This is a genomic window from Paenarthrobacter nitroguajacolicus (assembly GCF_007786235.1).
GTDB classification, from domain to species: domain Bacteria; phylum Actinomycetota; class Actinomycetes; order Actinomycetales; family Micrococcaceae; genus Arthrobacter; species Arthrobacter nitroguajacolicus_A.
The window spans coordinates 135,214-159,233 of record NZ_VNFK01000011.1 but is presented as its reverse complement, the minus strand read 5'-3'; the positions used below and the strand labels follow the sequence as shown (position 1 = coordinate 159,233).

At 63.1% G+C, this 24,020-nt stretch carries 19 protein-coding genes; 4 read left to right on the top strand and 15 right to left on the bottom strand.

Going from position 1 to position 24,020, the window contains the following annotated elements; genetic code table 11:
- The coding region (locus tag FQP90_RS23445; RefSeq protein WP_208760017.1) for a hypothetical protein at positions 1–182 on the top strand (182 nt) is incomplete at its 5' end.
- A gap of 189 nt (positions 183–371) precedes the next feature.
- Here the strand turns inward: FQP90_RS23445 and FQP90_RS15035 are convergent.
- The 3 genes from FQP90_RS15035 to FQP90_RS15025 are packed head-to-tail and all read right to left on the bottom strand — an operon-like array spanning position 372 to position 7,910.
- On the bottom strand, positions 372–4,028 hold the full coding sequence (locus tag FQP90_RS15035) for a 1,4-alpha-glucan branching enzyme (protein WP_144651831.1): 3,657 nt from the start codon (positions 4,026–4,028) through the stop codon (positions 372–374).
- A 1-nt stretch (position 4,029) separates the two neighbouring features.
- Positions 4,030–5,826 (bottom strand): maltose alpha-D-glucosyltransferase, encoded by a 1,797-nt coding sequence (treS, locus tag FQP90_RS15030; RefSeq protein WP_144651829.1) that lies wholly within the window; start codon positions 5,824–5,826, stop codon positions 4,030–4,032.
- On the bottom strand, positions 5,826–7,910 hold the full coding sequence (locus FQP90_RS15025) for an alpha-1,4-glucan--maltose-1-phosphate maltosyltransferase (protein WP_280115985.1): 2,085 nt from the start codon (positions 7,908–7,910) through the stop codon (positions 5,826–5,828). The genes treS and FQP90_RS15025 overlap by 1 nt, the downstream gene beginning before the upstream one ends.
- A 125-nt stretch (positions 7,911–8,035) precedes the next feature.
- On the opposite strand from FQP90_RS15025, the gene glgP reads away from it, so the two are divergent.
- Positions 8,036–10,660, top strand: a complete 2,625-nt coding sequence (gene glgP / locus FQP90_RS15020) for an alpha-glucan family phosphorylase (RefSeq protein ID WP_208760016.1) — start codon at positions 8,036–8,038, stop codon at positions 10,658–10,660.
- Positions 10,661–10,725: 65 nt separating this feature from the next.
- Here the strand turns inward: glgP and FQP90_RS15015 are convergent, their stop codons facing one another.
- The 4 genes from FQP90_RS15015 to glgX all read right to left on the bottom strand — a co-directional run bounded on the left by FQP90_RS15015 (position 10,726) and on the right by glgX (position 14,955).
- A complete protein-coding gene (locus tag FQP90_RS15015; protein WP_144651824.1) occupies positions 10,726–11,637 on the bottom strand; it encodes a hypothetical protein in 912 nt (303 codons plus the stop codon).
- A 339-nt stretch (positions 11,638–11,976) separates the two neighbouring features.
- Entirely contained in the window at positions 11,977–12,336 is a 360-nt protein-coding gene (locus tag FQP90_RS15010) for a barstar family protein (protein ID WP_144651822.1), read from the bottom strand.
- Positions 12,337–12,342: 6 nt separating this feature from the next.
- On the bottom strand, positions 12,343–12,813 hold the full coding sequence (locus FQP90_RS15005; protein WP_144651820.1) for a ribonuclease domain-containing protein: 471 nt from the start codon (positions 12,811–12,813) through the stop codon (positions 12,343–12,345).
- A gap of 27 nt (positions 12,814–12,840) precedes the next feature.
- Positions 12,841–14,955 carry a glycogen debranching protein GlgX gene (glgX, locus tag FQP90_RS15000; RefSeq protein ID WP_144651818.1) on the bottom strand — a complete coding sequence of 705 codons (2,115 nt, stop codon included), beginning with the start codon at positions 14,953–14,955 and terminating at the stop codon, positions 12,841–12,843.
- 118 nt (positions 14,956–15,073) lie between these two features.
- Between glgX and FQP90_RS14995 the strand changes: the two genes are divergently transcribed.
- The gene (locus tag FQP90_RS14995; protein WP_144651816.1) at positions 15,074–15,883 is read left to right on the top strand and encodes a carbon-nitrogen hydrolase family protein; all 810 of its coding nucleotides are present in this window, start codon (positions 15,074–15,076) and stop codon (positions 15,881–15,883) included.
- A gap of 287 nt (positions 15,884–16,170) precedes the next feature.
- On the opposite strand, the gene rlmB is transcribed toward FQP90_RS14995, so the two are convergent.
- From rlmB to FQP90_RS14965, 6 genes are all read right to left on the bottom strand, one after another.
- On the bottom strand, positions 16,171–17,157 hold the full coding sequence (gene rlmB, locus FQP90_RS14990; RefSeq protein ID WP_144651814.1) for a 23S rRNA (guanosine(2251)-2'-O)-methyltransferase RlmB: 987 nt from the start codon (positions 17,155–17,157) through the stop codon (positions 16,171–16,173).
- An 80-nt stretch (positions 17,158–17,237) separates the two neighbouring features.
- Positions 17,238–18,689, bottom strand: a complete 1,452-nt coding sequence (cysS, locus tag FQP90_RS14985; protein ID WP_144651812.1) for a cysteine--tRNA ligase — start codon at positions 18,687–18,689, stop codon at positions 17,238–17,240.
- Between the two features lie 35 nt (positions 18,690–18,724).
- Positions 18,725–19,081, bottom strand: a complete 357-nt coding sequence (locus FQP90_RS14980) for a hypothetical protein (RefSeq protein ID WP_144651810.1) — start codon at positions 19,079–19,081, stop codon at positions 18,725–18,727.
- Positions 19,074–19,598: a 2-C-methyl-D-erythritol 2,4-cyclodiphosphate synthase gene (ispF, locus tag FQP90_RS14975; protein ID WP_434374505.1), complete on the bottom strand. Its 525-nt coding sequence runs from the start codon at positions 19,596–19,598 to the stop codon at positions 19,074–19,076. Before ispF ends, FQP90_RS14980 begins: the two co-directional genes overlap by 8 nt.
- A gap of 23 nt (positions 19,599–19,621) precedes the next feature.
- Positions 19,622–20,404 (bottom strand): 2-C-methyl-D-erythritol 4-phosphate cytidylyltransferase, encoded by a 783-nt coding sequence (ispD, locus tag FQP90_RS14970; protein ID WP_208760015.1) that lies wholly within the window; start codon positions 20,402–20,404, stop codon positions 19,622–19,624.
- A gap of 103 nt (positions 20,405–20,507) precedes the next feature.
- Positions 20,508–20,990, bottom strand: coding sequence for a CarD family transcriptional regulator (locus FQP90_RS14965; RefSeq protein ID WP_011690592.1), 483 nt, complete (start codon positions 20,988–20,990; stop codon positions 20,508–20,510).
- 293 nt (positions 20,991–21,283) lie between these two features.
- Between FQP90_RS14965 and FQP90_RS14960 the strand changes: the two genes are divergently transcribed.
- Entirely contained in the window at positions 21,284–21,820 is a 537-nt protein-coding gene (locus tag FQP90_RS14960) for a hypothetical protein (protein WP_144651853.1), read from the top strand.
- 197 nt (positions 21,821–22,017) lie between these two features.
- Here FQP90_RS14960 and FQP90_RS14955 read toward each other — a convergent pair whose 3' ends face one another.
- Both FQP90_RS14955 and FQP90_RS14950 read right to left on the bottom strand, forming a co-directional pair.
- Entirely contained in the window at positions 22,018–22,698 is a 681-nt protein-coding gene (locus FQP90_RS14955) for a response regulator transcription factor (protein WP_020608526.1), read from the bottom strand.
- Positions 22,695–23,969 (bottom strand): sensor histidine kinase, encoded by a 1,275-nt coding sequence (locus FQP90_RS14950; protein ID WP_208760018.1) that lies wholly within the window; start codon positions 23,967–23,969, stop codon positions 22,695–22,697. Before FQP90_RS14950 ends, FQP90_RS14955 begins: the two co-directional genes overlap by 4 nt.
- Between the last annotated feature and the right edge of the window lie 51 nt (positions 23,970–24,020).

Here is a 24,020-nt window from a genome sequence, read left to right as displayed (position 1 = left end):
CCTGGCAAAATTCAACCAATCAAAAAACAATCGGTATCAACAAACTTGGCACACTATTGAGTTCTCAAACAACAGACACAACCGGCACCACCCACACCCCACAGGGTCCAGGATCGCTCCAGAGCAACTTTTCAAACTTACCGGCTGGCTTCCTCCGAGTCAAATCGGCAAGCTTGACTTGATTTTTCCTTGCGGTTTCTTGTCAGCTTGCGATCTCTACTCGTGGAGCAGCGCGGGTACTAACTATACCCCTACTCCGCCCAGATGGCAAAGCCAGTCAATGACGGCTCGCCTCGCATCCCCGAAACCCCCGGAAACAAAGGGAAGAGGGCCCGGAAGCCAAGGCTCCGAGCCCTCCAACCCTGTGGGTGTTACTGAGCCAATGTGAACCAGGAGGCTCCCAGCGGCGGAAGCGTGACGGTCAGCGCTGCCGGCTGACCATCGGTCCCCGGCGTCGAGGCCTTCAGCGATCCTGCATTGACTACACCCGACCCGCCATACGTTTCGGCATCGGTGTTCAGCACTTCGGTCCACTCCCCCGCCGCCGGAACACCCAGGATGTAGTCCTGGTGCGGTCCGCCCGAGAAGTTCACGGCACACACCAACGGCTTGCCGTCCTGGTCCCAGCGAATAAAGGTGAGGACATTGTGGTCCGCATCCCCTCCGTTGATCCACTGGAATCCGCCGGCTTCGTTATCCCGCTGATAGAGAGCCGGGGTGGAGGCATACAGCTCGTTGAGATCCTTGACCAGCAGCTGGAGTCCACGGTGTGCGGGGATGTCGGCGAGGAACCAATCGAGTCCGTACTGTTCGGACCACTCGGCTTCCTGGCCGAACTCGGTGCCCATGAAGATGAGCTGCTTGCCCGGGTGCGACCACTGGTAGGCGAAGAAGGCGCGGAGGTTGGCCAACTGCTGCCAACGGTCACCGGGCATCTTGCGCAGCATGGATCCCTTGCCATGGACTACTTCGTCATGGCTGATGGGCAGCAGGAAGTTCTCGGTAAAGGCATAAACCATGGAGAACGTGATGGTCCCGTGGTGCCACTTGCGGTTGATGGGGTCTTCGGAAATGTACTTAAGGGAGTCGTGCATCCAGCCCATGTTCCATTTCAGTCCGAAACCCAAGCCGCCGTGGTTGGTGGGTGCGGTAACACCAGGGAAGGCCGTGGACTCTTCGGCGATGATGATTGCCCCGGGGTGGGATTTGTACACCGTGGCATTGACTTCCTGCATGAAGGAAATCGCCTCGAGGTTTTCGCGGCCACCGAACTTATTGGGCCGCCATTGTCCTTCTTCACGGGAGTAGTCCAGGTAGATCATCGAGGCCACGGCGTCCACTCGCAGGCCGTCGATGTGGAACTCCTCAAGCCAATACAGGGCATTCGCCACCAGGAAGTTCCGGACCTCGCTGCGGCCGAAGTCGAAGATCAGGGTTCCCCAGTCAGGGTGTTCTCCCAGTGCCGGGTCGGAGTGCTCGTAGAGTGCCTGGCCATCGAACTGCGCCAAGGCCCAGGAATCCTTGGGGAAGTGTGCGGGCACCCAGTCCAGCAGGACGCCGATTCCGGCCTGGTGCAGGGTGTCAACCAGGAACCGGAACTCGTCGGGATGCCCAAAGCGGGAGGTGGGCGCGAAGTACGACGTCACCTGGTAGCCCCACGAACCACCGAACGGGTGCTCGGCCACCGGCATGAACTCCACGTGCGTGAAGCCCAGCCATTTCACGTAGTCCACAAGTTCCTTGGCCAACTCTTTGTAGCCAAGGCCCAGCCGCCAGGAGCCCAGATGGACTTCGTAGACGCTCATTGGCGAATTGTGGGGGTCCCTCTGCGCTCGGGCAGCCATCCACTCTGCGTCCTTGAAGCGGTAGCTGGGGTCCACTACGCGTGAAGCGGTCAGCGGCGGAACCTCGGTACCGAAAGCCAGGGGATCGGCCTTCTCCACCCAGTCCCCGCCCTTGGTCAGGATCTCGTATTTGTAGCACGCCCCTGCTACAACGCCGGGAATGAAAAGTTCCCAGACACCGGAGGAGCCCAGCGAGCGCATGCCGTGGGAACGTCCGTCCCAACCGTTGAAGTCGCCCTTGACGCGGACAGCCTGCGCGTTGGGCGCCCAAACAGCGAACGAGACACCGTCCACTTCGCTCAAGGCGGAGCGGTAGTGCTGGACGTGCGCTCCGAGAACATCCCAGAGGCGCTCGTGCCTGCCTTCGCCGATCAGGTGCAGGTCCACCTCACCTACGGTAGGCAGGTAGTGGTACGGGTCATCGATGGTGACCGGTTCGGCGTCGTACACCACTTCCAAGCGGTAGTCCGGCACATGGCCGGCCTGAAGCGGTTCCAGGACAGCTGTCCACACTCCGTGCGACTCATGCTCCATGGGGGTTCGGCCGGCCTCGGTCACCACCGCCACGGACTTGGCCAAGTGCTTCACGGTGCGGACGGTGACGTGGCCATGGTCGTCCAGGTGGGCGCCGAGAACCGAGTGCGGCGCATGGTAGGCGCCGGCTGCCACGCGTTCCAAGGTCTCGGAGTCCACGTGCAGGGGAACTCGGGGCCGTTCGGTGCGTGCAGAGCCAGTCATGTCATTACCTTCCGCTGTAGCTGCCGCATGCTTGCCGCGGCTTGTAGTGTCGAGGATTCGTCGCGAAGCGTTCACCGGGATCGACAACCAGTCGGGCCGGTTACGCAGCTCGTAGACCACCTCATATAAGGCCTTGTCCAGCCACAATGCCACAAACAGTGGCGAGCGGCGGTCTATGGTTCCCGGGGTGACTTCGCTGTATCCCTCAAGGAACGCAGCAGAGCAGTCATCCACCCAGGTTTCGGGCACCTTGGCGTCCGCGTTCTCGCGTACGGCGGCGCCCGCGGCGTAGTCGAACGAACGGAGCATGCCGGTGACATCCCGAAGCGGGAGGTCGGGTGTGTTGCGTTCGTCGATGGTCCGCAGCGGCTCGCCTTCAAAATCGAGGATTGCCCACCGGCCCGGTTCTCCCTCCGCGCCTGGCACCCTGAGGATCTGCCCCAGGTGGAGGTCGCCATGGACGCGCTGCAGCTGCCCCACGTCCCGGGGGTCCAAAGCCGCCAGCAACTCTTCCAGGTTGTCGTCATAAGGCCCGACGGCGGATGCGGCCTCAGCCCACGACTGGCGGACCCGCCGGGCTACCGTCGCGATGATGTCCAGGCCTTGCGCCTGTCCGTCTTCGGTGCCGAAGGTTTCCGCGAGCCTGGCGTGAACGGAGGCGGTAGCGGCTCCAAGTCCGCGGGCCTCGGCCGTGAAATCCTCGCCGGCCGCCGCGGCATCGACGGCCAACCGCCAAGCATCCAGGCCGCCGAGCAGGAATTCGTGGGCAACGGTCAGTTCACCTGTCGCGGCAGTGGAACCGTTCGACGCCGGTTCGCCCCAGGAACCCGTAATCCAACCGAGCGTCGCGGGAACCTCGCTGGTCCCGGCCGCGGTCAGGGCTGCGCCAAGTTCCACTTCGGGGTTCCTGCCTGCGGCCAGCACACGGAAGATCTTCACGATAGCTGCCGAATCGCCGTCGTCGATGATCACGGACGTGTTGGACTGCTCGCCGGACAGGACCCGCACGGATGTGGGGTTTTCCGGAAGCGCCACACGGCCACGGGTGAGGTGCCCCTGGGCGCCGGCCGCAGTGCCTTCACTCCGCATGAGCTCCAGCCAGGCGGTGACGAATTCGGAATCGTAGACGGCGTCGTACACCAGTCGGAGGCCCAGCTCAGGGTCAGTGAACTCACCCAGCAGCGCTGACGGCGCGTCCGCCAGCGGCTGGCTGTGGAAGCTCAACGGAACCTGGACAACGTCAGTCCGGGGACCGCCGTCGGCCGTCCGGTAGGTGACCGCCAGCAGTACGACCTCCAGCGCGGCGTCGCCGCCGGTGCCCGGCAGGCTGAAGCCGCCCACCCGCTTGATCGCAAAGTCCGGGCTCTTGACCGGGAACCAGCGCTTGCTGGGAAGCCAAGAGCGGAGAAGTCCTTCAATGGAGGGGTTCAAGTTGTCCTTGCTCATCTCATCCTTTGGAGGTCACCACGGGAATCGCCTGGGTGAAAGGCGACGCGGGATTGGAAAACGCCGAGCGCACCCGCAGCCAATAGAAGCTGTGGCTGCCCAGCATCACGGTCAGGTGACCGTTGTCGCCGACGGCCGGGAAGGGCTGGCCGCCGAAAATGTCGCGCAGGCCGCGGCCGGCAAACTCGGGCAGGTCAAGGGTGGCGGCCACGGGGTGCTGCGAGAGGTTGAAAACGCAGAGGATGGTTTCCGCGTCCTCCCCTTCCGGGTTGCCCGGTGCCAGTTCCCGCACGTAGGCCAGGACCACCTCGTGGTCCGCCTCAATGTGCCGGAAGCCGCCCAAGCCAAAAACGGGATGGTTCCTGCGGACGCTGAGGATCTGCCGGGTCCAGCGCAGCAACGAACCGGAGTGCGCAGCCTCTGCCTCAACGTTGGCCATGCTGTAGTTGTAAACCAGCGATTGAATGACGGGAAGGTAAAGCTTGCCCGGATCAGCCCCGGAAAAACCGGCGTTACGGTCCGGGTTCCACTGCATCGGAGTGCGGACGGCATCGCGGTCATCGAGCCAGATGTTGTCGCCCATGCCAATCTCGTCCCCGTAGTACAGGAAGGGACTGCCGGGAAGGGAAAGCAACAGGGCATTGATGAGCTCTATCTCGGACCGGGAGTTGTCCAGCAGAGGAGCCAACCGCCGCCGGATGCCGATGTTGGCGCGCATCCGGGGATCCGGGGCGTACCAGCCGAGCATCGCGGCACGTTCTTCCGCGGGAACCATTTCCAGCGTCAGTTCATCGTGGTTCCTCAGGAAAGTCCCCCACTGCGCGCCCTTGGGAATCTCCGGGGTGTCCCGCAGGGTGTCGATGATAGGCCCTGCTTTCTGGTCACGCAGGGCGTAGTAGAGCCGCGGCATGATGGGGAAGTGGAAGGCCATGTGGCATTCAGGAGCTTCCTCGGTGCCGAAATACTCCACAACCTCGTGCGGTGGCTGGTTTGCCTCGGCAATGATCACCCGGCCCGGATAGTTCGCATCCACCATCCGGCGAAGATCCTGCAGGAACAGGTGCGTAGCCGGCAGGTTCTCGCAGTTGGTGCCGTCTTCTTCGAACAGGTAAGGAATGGCGTCGGCGCGGAAACCGTCGATCCCCTGGTCCAGCCAGAACCGAACCACGTCATAGAGGGCTTCGATGACCTTGGGGTTCTCGAAGTTCAGGTCCGGCTGGTGGCTGAAAAAGCGGTGCCAGAAGAACTGCCGACGGATGGGGTCGAAGGTCCAGTTGGACTCTTCGGTGTCCACGAAGATGATGCGCGCGTCCTGGTACTTCTCGTCCGTGTCGCTCCACACATAAAAATCGCCATAGGGTCCTGTGGGGTCCTTGCGGGATTCCTGGAACCAGGGGTGCTGGTCAGAGGTGTGGTTCAAGGGAAGGTCGATGATCACACGGACACCGCGGGCGTGGGCCTCGGCAACCAACCGTTTGAAGTCGCTGATGGTGCCGAACTCATCCAACACGGACGTGTAGTCCGCAATGTCGTAGCCGCCATCGCGCAACGGGGAATGGAAGAACGGCGGCAACCAGAGGCAGTCCACACCCAACCACTGAAGGTAATCAAGTTTGTCGATCAAGCCGTGGAAGTCGCCGGAACCATCTCCATTGGCATCCGCAAAGGCCCGCACCAGTACCTCGTAGAAGACTGCCTTGCGGTACCAGTGCGGATCATGCTGGAGACCTGGGGCGTTCAACTCGAAGGTGTTCTTCGGAGTGAAGTACTGGCTGGGGTTCTGCGGAGAAAAACTCACTAAGGCTGCCTCCGGATGCTCAGGATGTGCGCGGGCTCAACATGGGCATCCAGCCGAACGTAGTTGTGCTCGCCCCACTCCCAGCTCTGGCCGCTGATCAAGTCATCCACCCTGAACCGACCGTCCTCATTGAGGTCGGAGGGGTCCAGGTGCAGGGCGGCCAGGTCCAGGGAAACCGTGCTCTCGCGGGTGCTGTGGGGGTCCACGTTCACCACGATGATCAAGGTGTCCTTGGTGCCGTCCGGCAACGTCTTGTGCTTGGAGTAGACGATCGTGGCATCGTCCGTGCTGCGGTGCAGGGTGAGGTTCTGCAGGTCCCCCAAAGCCAAGTGGTTCTTGCGGATGGTGTTGAGCCTGGTGATGTACGGCGCCAGGGTCCGTCCGGACTCGGCGGCCCCCTCCCAGTCCCTTGCCTTGTACTCGTACTTCTCGTTGTCGATGTACTCCTCGGCGCCTGGACGGGCCACGTGTTCGTACAACTCGTAGCCCGCGTAGACACCCCAGAGCGGGCTTGCTGTCGCTGCCAGAGCGGCACGGATACGGAACGCCGCCGGGCCGCCGTACTGCAGGTACTCCGTCAGGATGTCCGGGGTGTTGACGAAGAAGTTGGGGCGGAAATACGCCGGGCTTACATGGCTGACCTCGTGGAAGTACTCTTCCAACTCGGTCTTGGTGTTCCGCCACGTGAAGTACGTGTAGGACTGCTGGAATCCTGCACGGCCCAACGCGTGCATCATCGGCGGGCGGGTGAAAGCCTCCGCCAGGAAAACAACTTCGGGGTTCTTCTTGTTGATCTTGCCGATCAGCCATTCCCAGAACCACACGGGCTTGGTGTGGGGATTATCAACGCGGAAAATCTTCACGCCATGGCTGATCCACAGCTGAACGATCCGAAGAATTTCCTTGGAAAGGCCCGTCGGGTCATTGTCGAAGTTCAGGGGATAGATGTCCTGGTACTTCTTTGGCGGATTTTCGGCGTAGGCGATGGAACCATCCACACGGGTGGTGAACCATTCGGGGTTGGACGTGACCCAGGGGTGGTCCGGCGCGGCCTGCAATGCGAGGTCCAAAGCGACTTCGAGTCCCAGCTCATTGGCCCTGGCCACAAAAGCGTCGAAGTCCTCGAACGTTCCCAGTTCCGGGTGGATGGCATCGTGGCCACCGTCCTTGGAACCGATGGCCCATGGCGAACCCGGATCCTGGGGTCCCGGCGTCAGCGTGTTGTTGCGTCCCTTGCGGTGCTGGAAACCGATCGGGTGGATGGGCGGCAGGTAGATGACGTCGAAGCCCATGTCCGCAACGGCGTCGAGCCTCCTGGCTGCCGTGCGGAAATTACCGGAGGTCCACACACCGGTGGCGTGGTCCACCACGGCCCCCTCGGAGCGCGGAAAGAACTCATACCAGGAACCGCGGCCAGCGAGATCGCGCTCCACCTGCAGCGGGAAACGCTCAGAGACCGTCACCAGTTCACGGATCGGAAGACGTCCGACGGCGGCCAGCACCTCGGGGCTGAAACCGGCACCAAGGCGCTCCTCGGCAGTCTTGGTGGTATCGGCCAGCACGACGGAAGCGGCACGCAAGGTGCGCTTGTCAGCACCGGTGCGTCCGGCGTCGTCCGCAGCACCCGCAAGGAGGGCAGCGCCCTCGGCGAGCATCAACTCAACGTCAATACCGGCGGCCACCTTCACCTCGGCATTGTGGTGCCAGGTGCCGTAGCGGTCGTGCCAGGCCTCGATGACGAATGACCAAGCGCCGGTACCGGCCGGCGTGATGAGGCCTTCCCAGCGGTCCAGGCCTTTCCACTCCTCACCCTGAGCGGGGGCCAGCCGCACACGCTGGCGCTCCCTGCCCCTGGGGTCGAGCAGGACAGCGGACACGCCCAGCTGGTCGTGGCCTTCACGGAAGACCGTGGCGCCCACCACGAGATCCTCCCCAGGCAGGGCCTTCGCCGGGAAACGGCCACCCTCAACCACCGGCTGGACGGCCGTGATGGGGAACCGGCCGAAGCGAAGTCCGTCGGTGATGTCCGTTTTCGTCTTGGATTTCAGGGCGGTGGTGGTTCGCACGGTATTCGTCACAAGCACGACGTTAGCGACAAAAATCACAGAATGCTAAGCACACGACCTTTCTCCTCGACGCAAGATGTCTTTTACCTAAAAGAAACCCAAAGCAGTTCCGACTGCCATGTCAGTCAGTTAGTGTGGCGCTCGTGAAGGCTATTCGAAGGTTTACAGTCCGTACCGTCCTCCCCGAGCCCATCCGGCCTCTGGCCCGTTTGGCGACTAATTTGCGTTGGTCCTGGCACCGGCCCACTCGGGAACTTTTTGCGAGCCTCAACCCGGCTCTCTGGGAGGCGTCGCAGCACGACCCCATTGCACTCCTGGGGTCGATCAGCCGCGAACAACTGCAGGACCTCGCCAACAACGGCGACGTCGTTGACCGCGTGCAGCACGCCGCGGCCGACCTTGACCGTTACCTTAGCGAACCGCGCTGGTACCAAGGCCTCGGCGAAGACGCTCCGGCCTGCATCGCGTACTTCTCCCCCGAATTCGGCATCACCGAGGTACTCCCGCAGTACTCCGGCGGCCTCGGCATCCTCGCCGGCGACCACCTCAAAGCGGCCTCCGACCTCGGCGTGCCGCTGATCGGCGTCGGACTCCTTTACCAGGCCGGCTACTTCAAGCAGTCGCTCTCACGCGACGCCTGGCAGCAGGAAACCTACCCGGTGCTGGACCCCGACGGGCTCCCCCTGACGCTGCTTCGCCACCCTGCCCGGGACGGCGTCCCCGGCAAACCCGTTCAGATCTCCCTGCCGCTGCCCAACGGCCGCGAGCTTCACGCGCACGTGTGGCGCGCCGACGTCGGACGCGTTCCGCTGCTGCTGTTGGACTCCAACGTCCCCTCCAACGACGAAGCCGCGCGCGGCATCACCGACCGCCTCTACGGCGGCGGCGGCGACCACCGCCTCCAGCAGGAACTCCTCCTGGGCATGGGCGGCGTCAAGGCCCTGCGCGTTTACCAGGAAATCACCGGCACACCCGCGCCCGAAGTCTTCCACACCAACGAAGGCCACGCCGGCTTCCTGGGAATCGAACGCATCCAGGAAGCCATGTCCGATCCCAACCAGCCCCTCAGCTGGGACGAAGCACTGGCCGCAGGTCGCGCGTCCACAGTCTTCACGACGCACACGCCCGTTCCCGCAGGCATCGACCGCTTCGAAACCGTACAGATCAAGCACTTCTTCGAGGCAGGCCTGGCTCCCGCAGTGCCGACCGACCGGATCCTGGAACTCGGACGCGAAAATTACGACGGCGGCAACCCTTCCGTTTTCAACATGGCGGTGATGGGCCTGCGCCTGGCGCAGCGCGCCAACGGCGTGGCCAAGCTGCACGGCGTGGTGTCCCGCGAAATGTTCGCCGGGCTCTGGCCAGGATTCGACCACTCCGAAATCCCCATCACCTCCGTCACCAACGGCGTCCACGTACCCACCTGGGTGGATCCCAGGATCTCCTCCCTGGCCCGCAACCAGTTCGGCGCGGAAGCCGAAGCACTCGGACGCTGGGACCTGGCCTACAACGTCAGCGACGAAGATGTGTGGGCACTCCGCCGGGAGCTCCGCGCCCAACTCATTGAGGACGTTCGACGCCGGCTCCGGGCCTCGTGGAAGAAGCGCGGCGCTGCCGACGCCGAACTCGCGTGGACTGACTCCGTGCTGGACCCGGACGTGTTGACCATCGGCTTTGCCCGCCGCGTGCCCACCTACAAGCGGCTCACCCTCATGCTGCGCGACCCCGCACGTTTGAAGGCGCTCTTGCTCGATCCCAAGCACCCCATCCAGTTGGTCATCGCAGGCAAGTCGCACCCGGCCGACGACGCCGGCAAGAAAATGATCCAGGACCTGGTCCGCTTCACTGACGACCCCGAAGTCCGGCACAGGATCGTCTTCCTCCCGAACTACGACATCGCCATGGCACGGACCCTGTTCCCAGGCTGCGACGTCTGGCTCAACAACCCGCTCCGTCCCCTGGAAGCCTGCGGAACGTCCGGCATGAAAGCCGCCATCAACGGCTCGCTCAACCTGTCCGTCCTGGACGGTTGGTGGGACGAGATGTACGACGGCGAAAACGGCTGGGCGATCCCCACTGCCAACAACAACTCGTCCTCCGAGGAACGCGACGACATCGAAGCGTCGGCACTGTACGAGCTGCTGGAAACCCAGGTGGCTCCGCGCTTCTACGGCACCACCGTGGCCCAGGGAGCCGGCGCTGCAGGACCGTCGGAATCAAGCCGTGAGAGCGTGCCCACCCATTGGGTGTCCATGATCAAGCACACCCTGGCACACCTCGGCCCCGCGGTTTCGGCCGAACGCATGCTCCACGACTACGTCAACAACCTCTACTGCCCGGCCGCCGTATCCGGGCGCCGCGCCGTGGCCGAATCCTTCAAGGAAGCCAAGGAACTCGCTGCCTGGACCTCCAAGGTCCGCAGCGCATGGCCTGAGGTTGTGGTGGAACACGTGGATTCCGTGGGTGTCTCCGAGGAACCCCAGGTGGGCGACACACTCCAGGTCAACGCCTACGTGGCCCTCAACAACCTGACCCCGGACGATGTCTCCGTGGAGGTGGCCTTCGGACGCGCCGAGGAATCGGACGAGCTTGAGGACATCGTGGTGGCCGAACTGGACTCCGTGGAGGACCTCGGCGGCGGACGCCATCTCTTCCACGGATCCTTGGTCATCAACCGCTCAGGCTCGTTCGGCTACACCGTCCGCGTGTTCCCGAAGCACAGCGCGCTGGCTTCCAAGGCCGAACTGGGGCTGATCGCGAACGCCTAGCCCCAGGAACGTGGCTGGCCCGCATTTCCGTTGCTGCTCAACGACGGAAATGCGGGCCAGCGACGTTAATGCCGGGGCCGGAGCTTCTCAGTGGCATCCACGTACTTCTGGCTCTCCTTCTTGAGCTCAGCAAGAACTTCCTCATTCTGCCTAATGAGCGGTAACTGGTAGCTTGCTTGAATATCACCGAGCGTTTGGGTTAGTCGTACTTCCTGATTACACTCGGCCTCAATCGTGGCGATTCGGATGCCCTCAGCTGCGTCTGACTTTGAAGGGTTTCGCTGATCGGTCCTCAGCTGCAGGTCAAAGGACTGCTGGCTCGACCACTTCGCTTTGGTGGTGTCCCGTCCCGGCGTCAGACCGGCCGCTGAAATGCACTTGTCCCAGTCGTCTTTGGCGTTTTTCCAGGCATCAGTTTCTGAGGCCATTGCCAGGCTTTTCAAAGCAATTTCACCTGCAACACCGCCATTCATCAGATCATCCGATGGAGTAACTTCATCGATCTTGCTCTTTTCGCTGGCAAGACACTCGTATCTGGCATCACCCCACGAGCCCGCCTTATCGTGCTCCGGGTTCGATTGAGCGTCTTCCCCAATAAGCCGGAATCCGTTCTGCCTCACTCGATCAACGTTCCACACGCCGTAGTTCCGGTTTTCTGCCTTCGGATAGGCAGCATTCGGATCATCGATGAAGCCGAATTTCTTCATGCACGTAGTCATGATGACTTCCCTCGCAAGGAGAATCCGAGAGCGATCATGGGTCGAAATTCTGTACGCGTCAACTGGGAATACGATGAGAGAGTTCTCGTAATCCAGCTGAACTTTTCCCGATGGGTCCGGCGTGATTGAACTACCCGCCGCACCGGAACAAGACGAAATAGCCAGCGCGACGCCTGTGGCAAGCGAGGCCACCACATACCCTGCCCAGCGTTCCCGGCGTTCCCGGCGTTCCCGGCGTTCAGGAATTCTTATCGACACTTTCCGGCTTCCCATCTCATGTCTTGCGCGCCGACTTAGTAGTCGAGCTTCTTCTCCGACAGCAAATTTGACCTGGCGATACTTTGCACCGCATGTCAAAGCATAGTGCCGTTCGCTCAGTCGATAGGCGAAATTTCAAATTCTTGAAACATATGAAAAAAATCAAGAAATGATCTAATTTTCGCGTCACGATTGGCGAATATTCAGCACTAAGGCGCTTTTCGACTCGATTCATCAACCCATGGGAACCAACGCTGGGCTACGTCTCAGCTCGCCGCATGGTCATTCCAGGCGGTTCCTGTCCGGGCGTTGGCCAGCACGAAAGGTACGTCGGCGCAGTTAGTGCTCGAAGACCGCGATGACCGCCAGATCCCGGCCGGCGTAGCGCTCGGCGTCCTGCAGGATTTCGCACACGACGCCGAAGGAGCGATCCGTGCGGTAGGCCGCGGGGACCTGCCAAATCATGGTGACCGGGCTGCCGTCGTCCTCCGAGAGCGCATCCGCGTAGTCGTGCAGGGAGTCGTTCAGGGCGTCCAGGTTCACGCCGTAGTACTCCGGGAAGTCCAGGACCTGTCCGAAGACCTCAAGGACGGCCTGCTTGGTGGTGGCCGGTGGGACCATTACGGTCCTGCGGCCTGCGTCGGAAATCTGCTCCTGCAGTTCTTCGAGGGTCCAGGTGTCTGCGGAATAGATCTTCATGGGCTCCTACTTGCCTTCGACGATGAACTTGAACGACTCGTAATGGTCCGGGGTGTAGTACTTGGCGGCGTCCTTGCCTACGATGATGCGGCGGGCGCCACGGTCCGATTCTCCCGGAGTGGGGACCGTGTACTCCTTGTAGAAGCCACCGGACTTCTTGGGCAGCAGGCCCTCGAAGTTGCCGAAGTTAACGCCGTCGCGGTCGTACGGGTACGGGCCACCCTTCGCGATAAGGGCCAGTGTCTGCCGGCCTTCTTTGGGTAACTGCGAGGCGTTGATGGTGGGCAGGGCGGACGGGTTTGCAACCACCGGTGCGGTCGGCGCGGTGCCGGGTTCCGGCGTCGTGGTTTGAACGCTGGAGGGCGGCGCTGTGGACGGCGCCGTCAGCCCGCCGCCACCCACCATGGCCACCACAAGTACGACGACGGCGATCACCAGCCCCGCGAAGGCCACCAGTTTGCTGCGGCTGCGGTTCATGCAGAGGACTCCCGGTTGAGTTGCTGTCTAGGTGCGGTAGATGTTGATGGTGTTGGCTTGCAGGATATCCCGCTCCCCCGAGGCAACCAATGCGCCCTTCCGGCGCTCATGCAGCACCGACGTGGTGAAGCGAAGTTCGAACATGCGCTTGCCGATGCCCGATTCGCTCAGGATCTCCGGCAGGACCATTTTCACGTCCTTGTTGCTTCCGTTCACCACGATCAGACCCCGGATTTCGCTGTCCTCATGGCCCATGAGCAGCTGGACGGAGCGGACGTTGGGATCGTTCCAACGCGCGGGTGTCATGCGTTTGCCCTTGTCATCGAACCACTGCAGGCTGGAGTCATTGGCTTTGCCGGGGAAGCTCTCCGGCTGGTGCCGCAGGAACCAGCGGCGTAGACGGACCAACTCCCGCGTGGTCCTGAACATGGCATTGGCTTCCTGGGTCCGGCTCCAATCAAGCCACGCCGTGGGGTTGTCCTGGCAGTAGGCGTTGTTGTTGCCCTGCTGGGTCCGGCCAAGTTCGTCGCCGGCCGTGATCATGGGGACGCCGAAGGACAACAGCAAGGTGGCCATCAGGTTGCGGATGGACAGCGAGCGGGCAGCCACAATGGCCTCGTTTTCGCTCCTGCCCTCCACGCCATGGTTGTAGCTGCGGTTATCGCCGTGGCCGTCACGGTTCTGCTCCCCGTTGGCCTCGTTGTGCTTCCGGTCGTAGCTGACCAGGTCCTTGAGCGTGAAACCGTCGTGGGCCGTGATGAAGTTGACCGAGGCCAGCCGGGTTCGCCCGGAGGATGCGAAGAGGTTGGCGGAACCGGCCATCAGCTCAGCCAACGAGGCCACCGAGCCGCCTTGGCCGCCGGCCTCGATGGCAGCGCGGTCGGACAGCCAGAAGCTGCGGACGCCGTCCCGGAAATGGTCGTTCCAATCCGACCATCCTTGCGGGAAACGGCCCGTCTGCCAGCCCCCATAGCCCACGTCCCACGGCTCGGCGATGAGCTTGACCGCAGACAGAACCGGGTCCTCGGCGATGGCCTGCAGGAAGGGGTGCTGGGGGTCGAAGGTGTTGCCGGCATCCCGGCACAGGGTCACGGCGAGGTCGAAGCGGAACCCGTCCACATGGAAGTCGTTCACCCAGTACCGCAAGGAGTCCAGCGCCAGATCCACCACTACGGGATCGCTGAAGTCCAAGGTGTTGCCACAGCCGGTGGTGTCCAGGTAGCGCCCGTGGGCATCATGCCGGTAATAGCGCGACTCCGCGAGCCCGCGGAAGCTCAGGGCGGGGCCGTCAGGACCGGCCTCCGCGGTGTGGTTGTACACGACGTCCAGGATGACTTCGATTCCGGCGGCATGCAGGAGCTTGATCATGCCCTTGAGCTCGTCCTGCACCGCGTGCGGGCCGGCGTTGCGGGCAGCTTCCGTGGCGTAGTCCGAATGGGGTGCAAAGAAGGCAGCGGTGTTGTAGCCCCAGTAATTGGTCATGCCCAGGTCCTGGAGATGCGATTCATCCAGGTGGAAGTGGATGGGGAGGAGCTGCACCGCGGTAATTCCAAGTTCTGTCAGGTGCTGGATCATCACTGGATGCGCCATGCCCGCGTACGTCCCACGCAGGTGCTCCGGGATGTCCGGGTGCAGCATCGTCTGTCCGCGGACGTGGGCTTCATAGATCACCGAGGTGCGCAGGGGTATCCGAGGTGGCAGGTCGTCGCCCCAGTCAAAGCCGGTGTCCACATGGACACTCGTCAGGAATTCGCCCCGCTGGTCCACAGCGCGACCATACGGATCCAGCAACAGCCGCTGTTCGCCGTCGGCATCCAAATCCAGCGCGGGAACCGACATGGGCAACCCGTCCTCGGTGGGTGCGGCGCGGAAGCCATAGCGCGTACCCGGCGGCATTCCACTGACCAAGCCAAAGTGCACGCCGTCTTCCACGTTGGGGAGGACGTGGGCGCGCCAAGGCTCACCGGGTGCTTGGAAGGCCACCTCAACGCGTTCGAGGTCCGGCGCGAAGACAGCAACGTTGACCTGATGGTTCTGCGTGTTTTCGACGTCGAAAAGCCCGGGCTGGGGCGTGCTCAGTCCGAGGGGTCTTGGCCCCGACGCGTCGACGGCAGCTGCTGTGTCAAAAATAGGCATAACCATTGCTTGCAAGTTTAGTTCCACGCCCAGTATGTGCCGCGCCGGCCGCCCATGTGACGACGTTCTGCGTCTCGATTTCGTTAATTGGCATACTGGAACGGAGACAACTGGAGGTTCTATCGTGCGCGTGGCACTCGCCCAAGTCATCACCGGCCGGGATCTGGCCGACAACCTGCGGCTCCTTGAGGAGTACGCCCGCCGAGCCAAGGCAGGCGGCGCCGAGCTGGTGGTCTTCCCCGAGGCGATGATGCGCGCGTTTGGAAACTCGCTGTTGGACATCGCTGAACCGTTGGACGGTCCGTGGGCGAGCAAGGTGCGCTCCATCGCCGACGAACTGCAACTGGTGATCGTGGCGGGCATGTTCACGCCCGGCTCCCCCACCGGCTCCGGGGACCGGCGCGTTCGCAACACGCTGCTCGCCACCGGTCCGGGCGTCGATACGAGCTACGACAAGGTCCATCTCTTCGACGCGTTCGGCTTCGCGGAGTCGGATACCGTCGAGGCCGGTACCGAGCCTGTAACGTTCGACGCCGGCGGCCTCACCTTCGGTTTGGCCACCTGCTACGACATCCGCTTTCCTGCCCTGTTCACCGCCAACGCAGACCGCGGTGCCGTGGTGAACATCGTGTCCGCCTCATGGGGTTCCGGCCCAGGCAAGGCCGATCAATGGCAACTCCTGGCCCGCGCACGAGCCGTGGACACCACCACGTTCGTGCTCGCCTGCGGCCAAGGTGATCCGGCCACCCAGGGTGTTGAAGCCAAAGGCGCCGCGCCTACGGGAGTGGGGTACTCCGCCGTCGTGAGCCCCTTTGGCCAGGTCCTGGAAGCCCTCGACGGCGAACCGGGCCTTATCTTTGCCGACCTGGACCCCGCAGTGGTGGACGAAGCCCGCCAAAAACTCCCGGTCCTGGCCAACCGCCGCGACTTCTAACGGACGCCACTCAAATTCGCCGGCGCCACGCAAACGGATGGGCGCTACCCGAATATAGGTGGCGTCATCCGGTATACGTGGCCCAAAAGAAGACCGGCAGCGAAAGCATCCCGCCCCATTCCAGCCGGCGGCGTCAGGAAGTGAAAGAGCGTCCTGCAAAAGCCGACGGGATGTGAGAGAGCGTGCGAAAGGCGCCGCAGGGGCCATCCGGAAGTGCGTCTAAGCGAGGCACGAGCGAGCACGCGGAGGGCGGCGGCCGCGACAGCGACCCCCGCCCTCACCAGGGATTACTTAGCGGCGCGCTGCCTCGACACTTCGTACAGCGAGATGCCGACGGCCATGGAGGCATTGAGCGATTCCATGGCGGAGTCGATGGGGATCGAGACGATCTGGTCGCAGTTCTCCCGGACCAGCCTGCTGAGGCCCTTGCCTTCGGAACCAACCACGATGCAGACGGGTTCGGTGGCGACCGTGAGGTCGGGCAGCGAGACGTCGCCGTCGCCATCAAGGCCAAGCACGTAGATGCCCATGTTCTTGAACTGCTTGAGCGCATTGTTAAGGTTCGACGCGCGGGCCACGGGTACGCGGACGGCGGCACCGGCGCTGGTCTTCCAAGCGGACGCCGTAACGCCGACCGAGCGACGTTCGGGGACAATCACGCCGTGGCCGCTGAACGCGGACACGGAGCGGATGATCGCGCCGAGGTTGCGGGGGTCAGTGATGCCATCCAGCGCCACGAAGATGGGGGCGTTGGAGATGTGCCCCTTCTTCCACTTGGCGAGGGTTTCCTCGGCGAGGTCGTAGGCGTCCTGGTATTCGTACGGCGGGATCTGCAGAACGAGTCCCTGGTGGACCGCTTCCTCGGTCATGCGGTCCAGCTCCGGCTTGCCGGTTTCGAGCAGCGGGATGCCACGCTCGGCCGCGAGCTTGAGGGATTCCTTGACGCGGTCGTCCATTTCGATGCGGATGGCCACGTGCAGGGCCTTCGCCGGGATGCCTGCGCGCAGGGCTTCGACCACCGAGTTACGGCCGGTGACCAGTTCTTCGGTGGCACGGCCCTTGGGACCCGAGCGGGCGCCGGTGCCGGGGCGTGCCGGGCCGCGCTTGGCTGCCGAACGCTCGGAGAGCTGCTTGTTCTTGTATGCCTTGTGGTAGGTGCGATCCTCCGCCTTGGGCGTGGGACCCTTGCCCTCCAGGGCCTTGCGGCCGTGGCCACCGGTTCCGGTGGTGGGGCCCTTCTTGTTCTTGACCGACCGGCGACCATTGTTGGCCATGAGATTCCATCCTTGATTTTGTGAGTAAGTCTGGAATCAAGTCTACTGACCCGATGCAATTCGGCCGCAGCGCCCTTTGGTCAGTCGCGTTTGAGGCTCCAGGTGGCGCCGTCCGCACCATCTTCGACCACCACACCGGCGGCGGCGAGTGTGTCCCGGATTGCGTCGGACGCGGCCCAGTCCTTGCTGGCCCTGGCAGCGGCGCGGGCTTCGAGTTGCGCTTCCACCAGGACCTTCAACGCAGCATGTTCGCGGCCTTGGACGGCCTCTGGCATTTTGACCGAATCCAGTCCGAGGACCCCGGTCATGGAGACCACGCTGTACAGGGCCTCTTTGGTGGCTTCGAGGTCGCCTGCGGCCAGCGCAGTGTTGCCTGCGCGGACCGTTTCGTGCAGAACGCCAAGGGCCTGCGGCACGTTGAGGTCGTCGTCCATGGCTGCAATGAAGGCTGCGGGCATGTTGGCCTGCGGGGCAACATCCGAGGGGTCCGTCACCTTGGCGGAGGCCTTGCTGATGAAACCATCAATACGTTCCACGGCGGCAGCAGCCTCCTGCAGGGACGTGGGACGGTAGTCCAGGATGGAGCGGTAGTGCGCCTGGCCAAGGTAGTAGCGCACCACGCGGGGTGAGGCGAGCTCCAGCATCTCAGCGGGGCTCACCGTGTTCCCGATGGACTTGGACATCTTTTCGCCCTCGAACGTGACCATGCCGTTGTGCATCCAGAAGTTGGCGAACTCGTCCCCGGCAGCTTGGGATTGCGCCATCTCGTTCTCGTGATGCGGGAAGCGAAGGTCCAGTCCCCCACCGTGGATATCGAAGCGCGGACCCAGGTATTTGGTGACCATGGCGGAGCATTCGAGGTGCCATCCGGGACGTCCGGCGCCCCACGGTGACGACCAGCTGGCGGACTCGGGTTCGCCGTCTTTGTAACCCTTCCACAGCGCGAAGTCGCGGGGATCGCGCTTGCCGCGGGGGTCAGCATCCGTGGCGCCCTGCATGTCGTCGATGTTCTGCCGCGTCAACGATCCGTATTTGCTCCACGAACGGACATCGAAGTAGACGTCGCCGGAGTCGTCCAGCGCCGGGTAGGCATGGCCCCGGTCGATGAGGCGTTGGATGAGCGCGTGCATTTCCGGGATGTGTCCGGTAGCGCGGGGCTCGTACGTGGGCCGCTGGACTCCGAGGGAGTCGTAGGCATTCTCGAATTCCTGCTCGTAGCGGTAGGCCAGAGCCCACCATTCTTCGGCCTGGCGTGCGGTGGGTTCGGCATCCCAGTCCGGCCCAAATGATTGCGCCGACTTAGCCAGGATCTTGTCGTCGATATCCGTAACGTTGCGCACCACGGTGACACGAAGTCCGCGGAACTCAAGCCAGCGGGTGAGTTGGTCGAAGGCGATGGCCGACCTGACGTGGCCCACGTGGGGCATGCCCTGAACGGTGGCCCCGCAGTAGTACACGCTGGCCTTGCCGTCTTCGAGGGGAACGAAGTCGCGGACTTCGGCGGAGGCAGTGTCATAGAAGCGCAGGGTCACCGCTCCAGATTAGCCGATGACGCGGCGTGACCTGCCTACTTGCAGTATTCGCCGATTGTGTTGAAGTGCACGGTCAACTGTTGCTGCTGTTCCTGCGTGGCTGCTCCCAGCGACGACGCCGCCGCTTTGTCCATGATGGCCGCCATCTCCTTGATGGGGTCGCCGATTTCCGGAGCAAGCTTGTCCGCAATCTGGTGGTAGTGCTCGGCGATCTGTTTGGACTGCTGTTGCTGGTTGCCGTCGGGCTTGAAGGTGTCGTTGTTCAGGAACTCACAACTGGCCTTCACATCCATCCTCGGCGTCCCAGCACAACCGCCTACCAGCAGCGCGGCGGCCAAGCCCGCGGACAGCAGCACCGCAGAACGCACGACGCCGGCACGCGACCTAACCATGCGGCGCACCTTTCGCGGGGCCGGGCTCGGACACCGTAACCGGGTACACCAGCGCCGTAGCCACAGCGGAGATGCCCTCGCCACGTCCGGTGAAGCCCAAACCGTCGCTGGTAGTGGCCGAGACGCTGACGGGAGCGTTGGCAGCCTCACTCAGTACTCGCTGGGACTCTTCCCGGCGTGGCCCGAACTTGGGACGGTTGGCGACGAACTGGACTGCGACGTTTCCGATTTCGAAACCCGCAGCACGTACGATCCTGGCTGCTTCGCCGAGGAGCTTGACTCCTGAGGCGCCGGCGAACTCAGGACGGTCGGTGCCGAAATGCGTACCGAGGTCGCCAATGCCACAAGCGGAGAAGAGGGCGTCCGCGGCCGCGTGCGCGACGCAATCGCCGTCGGAATGTCCCGACAACCCTTGCTCGCCTGCCCAGAAGAGCCCGCCCAACCAGAGCGGCTGCGGATCCTCGGCGGGGGCAAACGCGTGCACGTCGATGCCGATGCCTGTGCGGGGCAGGACCATGTTCGCGGGCAAGTGTTGCGACATCAGCCTTCCACCCAACGAATTCCCAGCGGGCCTTCCAGGAGGCCTTCGGCGATGATGAGGTCCAGCGGCGTGGTGATTTTGAGGGACTGGCTGGCTCCTCGGACGGCGTGGACCGGGACCCCCAGCAGTTCCACCAGCATGGCGTCATCGGTGACGGCTGCGGACTGTTTGTCGTCGAAAAGCCCGGCAGCCTCGTGCGCCCGCCGCAATGTGGCCAGCTCGAAGCCTTGGGGAGTCTGCACAGCACGGAGCTGTTCGCGGGGTGCTGTGCCGGTGACAACCTCTGGGGCTATTGAGGTGTCCGCACCGTCCGTTTGCGCGACGGTCTTGATGGTATCCACCACGGGCATGGTGGGGATGACCGCCTTCGCGCCGGAGGCCAAGGCGTCGGCCACGCGCTGGAAGACCCGCTCGGGAGTCAGCGCACGGGCGGCGTCGTGGACGAGCACGAATTCGGTTCCGTCCTCCAAGGCAGCCAAGGCAGCGCGGACGGAATCCGCCCGGGAGGTTCCGCCGTCGACAACGGAAATTTCGGGGCCACCGTCCACGAGGTCGATGGTGAACTCGGCGATCAACGCGCGGAGCTCGGTGTCGCCCTTCGGCACCGCGATGCAGATTTGGCGCGCGACGTCCGATGCAATCACGCCGCGCAGCGCGTGCATCAGGATGGATTCGCCACCCAGTGGTACCTGTGCTTTGGGGATGCCGTAGCCGAGGCGTTCACCGGAACCGGCAGCAACCACGATCACGGCCGTAACGGCGCGCTGGGAAGGAGTACTCATGGTCACCAGAGTACTGCGACCCATCAGGAGCGTTTGTGACCCATCAGCAGCGTTTGGGCAAAAAGAAACCCGGCGGCGCTTTCGCACCACCGGGGCTCAATTCTTAGGAAGCCAAGACCTCGTCAAGAACGCTTGCAGCCTTCTCTTCATCGGTCTTTTCCGCCAGGGCCAGTTCTGAAATCAGAATCTGCCGCGCCTTGGCAAGCATTCGCTTCTCGCCTGCTGACAGGCCGCGATCGTGATCACGACGCCAAAGATCGCGAACGACCTCTGCCACCTTGATGACATCGCCCGAAGCAAGCTTCTCCAGGTTCGCCTTGTAACGACGTGACCAGTTGGTAGGCTCTTCAGTGAACTCGGCGCGGAGAACGTCAAATACGTGCTCCAAGCCTTCTTTGCCCACTACGTCCCGGACCCCAACAAGGTCAACGTTCTCTGCTGGAACTTCAATGGTCAGATCACCCTGAGCCACCTTGAGCTTGAGATACATCTTCTCTTCGCCCTTGATGGTGCGCATCTTGATTTCCTCAATTTTTGCTGCACCGTGGTGAGGGTAAACTACTGTCTCGCCGACCTCAAAAACCATGTGGACTTTCCCCTTTCCCGCAGATTAGTCTATCACGATTAAGGCATACGACTGGCATCACACAGCCCCTCCTGCCGCGCCAATAAAGGGAATAAGGCCTTAAACGACTTCCTCCAACCTCTTGACGAAACCGGGGAAAGATGCTTCAAGCAAGCAACCCGGCCGGCAGATCTTCCCCGTCGACTCCGCCACAAAGCCCTCCCGAATCCTTCTTTTGGACCGTTTGCCGATAGGCTATGGCTGAAAAGTGTTCCAATGACTCTTGAGGAGTAGGTGTCGTGCGCAATACTGCGATGAACCCTGTCCAGCGCGGCAAGCTGGCAATTGCGGCGGCTGCAATCGGCGTCGGTCTTCTGTCCGTCACCGGCTGCGGATTCGTCAACGCCCAGCAGACTACCCACCAGTACTCGGCATCGGATGGGATCAAAGCTGATCTCGGACAGCTGCAGTTGCGCAACATCCTGATCGTCGCCTCGGGCGAGAACGAACCGGGCCGCGTGATCGGCGCTGTGTTCAACCAGTCCAGCTCGGATGCAACGCTGACCATCAGCGGTGCCAACGGCGCCCAGACCGAGATCCCGGTCAAGGCCAACTCCCAGACCTACCTGAATGACTCCGCGGATGCTGCCATCCTCAGCACTGCCGGTGTCATCCCCGGCGGACTGACGCCCATTACCATCCGCAGCGGATCGGACTCCGCAACGGTTAACGTCCCGGTAGTTGACGGCACGCTCCCCGAGTACGCCAAGTACCTGCCGACAACGCCGACCCCCACGGCGACTCCGACGTCGACTGCAACGTCCACGGAGTCCGCAGCGGCCGGCCACTAGCAGCCGGCACGCTACAAGCTTTACAACAACGGAAGGGTCCCGCCGCGGCGGGACCCTTCCTTTGTGTGATGTGGCTGCCGATGCGGACACCCATATTCACCAGGGCCACTCTGTCGGGCTGACGACGCCCGAATCCGGGTGTCGTCAGCCGCTCTCCGTGGCGCCAACGACTGCGCGTGTCCCCGGCGAGGTACGCTTTACGGCTCGAACTTGTAGCCCAGTCCCCGGACTGTCACCAGGTACCTCGGCGCCGAGGGATCGGGCTCGATCTTGCTGCGGAGCCGCTTCACATGGACGTCCAGCGTCTTGGTATCGCCCACGTAGTCCGAGCCCCACACACGGTCGATCAGCTGCCCGCGCGTCAACACCCTGCCCGAGTTGCGGAGAAGCATCTCCAGCAGTTCGAACTCCTTCAGCGGCAACGACACCTGTTCGCCGTTGACACTCACCACGTGGCGCTCGATGTCCATGCGGACCGGGCCCGCCTGCACTGTGGAGGTGATGAGTTCTTCGGGTTCACCCTGGCGACGGAGGACGGCGCGCACACGTGCCACGAGTTCCCGGGAGGAATAGGGCTTGGTGACGTAGTCGTCGGCGCCCAGTTCCAGCCCAACAACCTTGTCGATCTCCGAATCCTTGGCCGTCAGCATGATGACGGGAACGCTGGAGCGCTGGCGCAACTGCCGGCAAACTTCCGTTCCCGGTGTTCCCGGCAACTGCAGATCCAGGAGGACGAGGTCGGCGCCGTTACGGTCGAACTCCACCAGGGCGTCGCTGCCGTTGTCCACTACCTCGACGTCGAAACCCTCTTTGCCCAGCAGATAGGACAGGGGGTCGCTGAAGGACTCTTCGTCCTCCACAATCAAAATCCGGCTCAAGCGCTGGCTCCTTGCTCTTGGGCGCCGCTGGCGCCCGATTTTTCACTCGCGTGTTGGCTCGCGTGATGGGGTTCGACGGCGGCAGGAACCGCCGGAAGTTCGGTGGAAGCAGCCGCGGTGGCAGCGGGAGTCGGCAGGCCGGCGTCGTCGTCCTGGCCTTCCATCTCCGGCAAGCGGATGGTGAACGTGGATCCTTGGCCGGGCTGGGACCAGACGGTCACCTCGCCGCCGTGGTTGGACACCACATGCTTGACGATGCTGAGCCCAAGGCCGGTTCCGCCGGTGTGCCTGGAGCGTGCTGCGTCAACGCGGTAGAACCGCTCGAACACACGCTCCTGGTCCTCGGGAGTCAATCCCTCGCCCTGGTCCGTGACGGAGATGGCCACGACGCCCTCCCGGGTCCGGACGCCGACACCCACGCGGGTGTTCTCGGGTGAGTAGCGGATGGCATTGTCGATGAGGTTGCGCAGCGCGGTCACCAGGAGGTCGCGGTCGCCGAACACCAAGGACTCCGAGTGGCCGCCCACCACAATCTGGATGTTCTTGCTTTCGGCTGGCAGCTGCGAACGGTCCACGGCCTCGGTGATCACGGTGTTGATGTCAACGGCGTGGCCCTGCTGGGCGACATTGGCGCCCTGCAGGCGGGAGAGTTCGATGATGTCCTGAACCAAGGCCGCGAGCCGTCCGGACTCCTTGTGCATGCGCTTGGCGAACCGCCGCACGGCCTCCTCGTCGTCCGGCGAGGCCTCCAAGGCTTCGGCCAGGAGCGAGATCGCCCCCACGGGGGTTTTCAGTTCGTGGGACACATTGGCCACGAAGTCGTTCCGGATCTCTTCGGTGCGGGTGATCTCGGTGCGGTCGTCAGCCAGGAGCACGATGTATTCCCAGCCGAGCATGGCTGCGCGGACCTGGACCACAATGGTGCCCTTGCCCAGCGGCCCGCGCGGGAGTTCGTACTGTTCCTCCAGGATCACGCCGTCGCGGCGGACCTTCGCGGTCATGTCCAGGAGCTGCTTGTGCACCACTGTGTGGCCACGGACCAAGCCGTACGCATACGCCGCAGGGCTGGCGCGGACCACGCCATCGATCGCGTCAACCACCACGAAGGCACGCCCGACGACGGCCAGCACCTCAGCGGCGCCCTCGGGAAGCAGGGGTTCGGTAACGTCCAGGTCAACGATGCTGCGTTGCCGCTCGCTGATCCTGAAGGCGAGCATGCCGAAGACGCCCAACGACAGGCCAACGAGGCCTGCGACGACACCTATAAGCAATGGATCCACGTGTCCAGCTTATGCTGTGGAAACATGGCAAAGCATTGATCC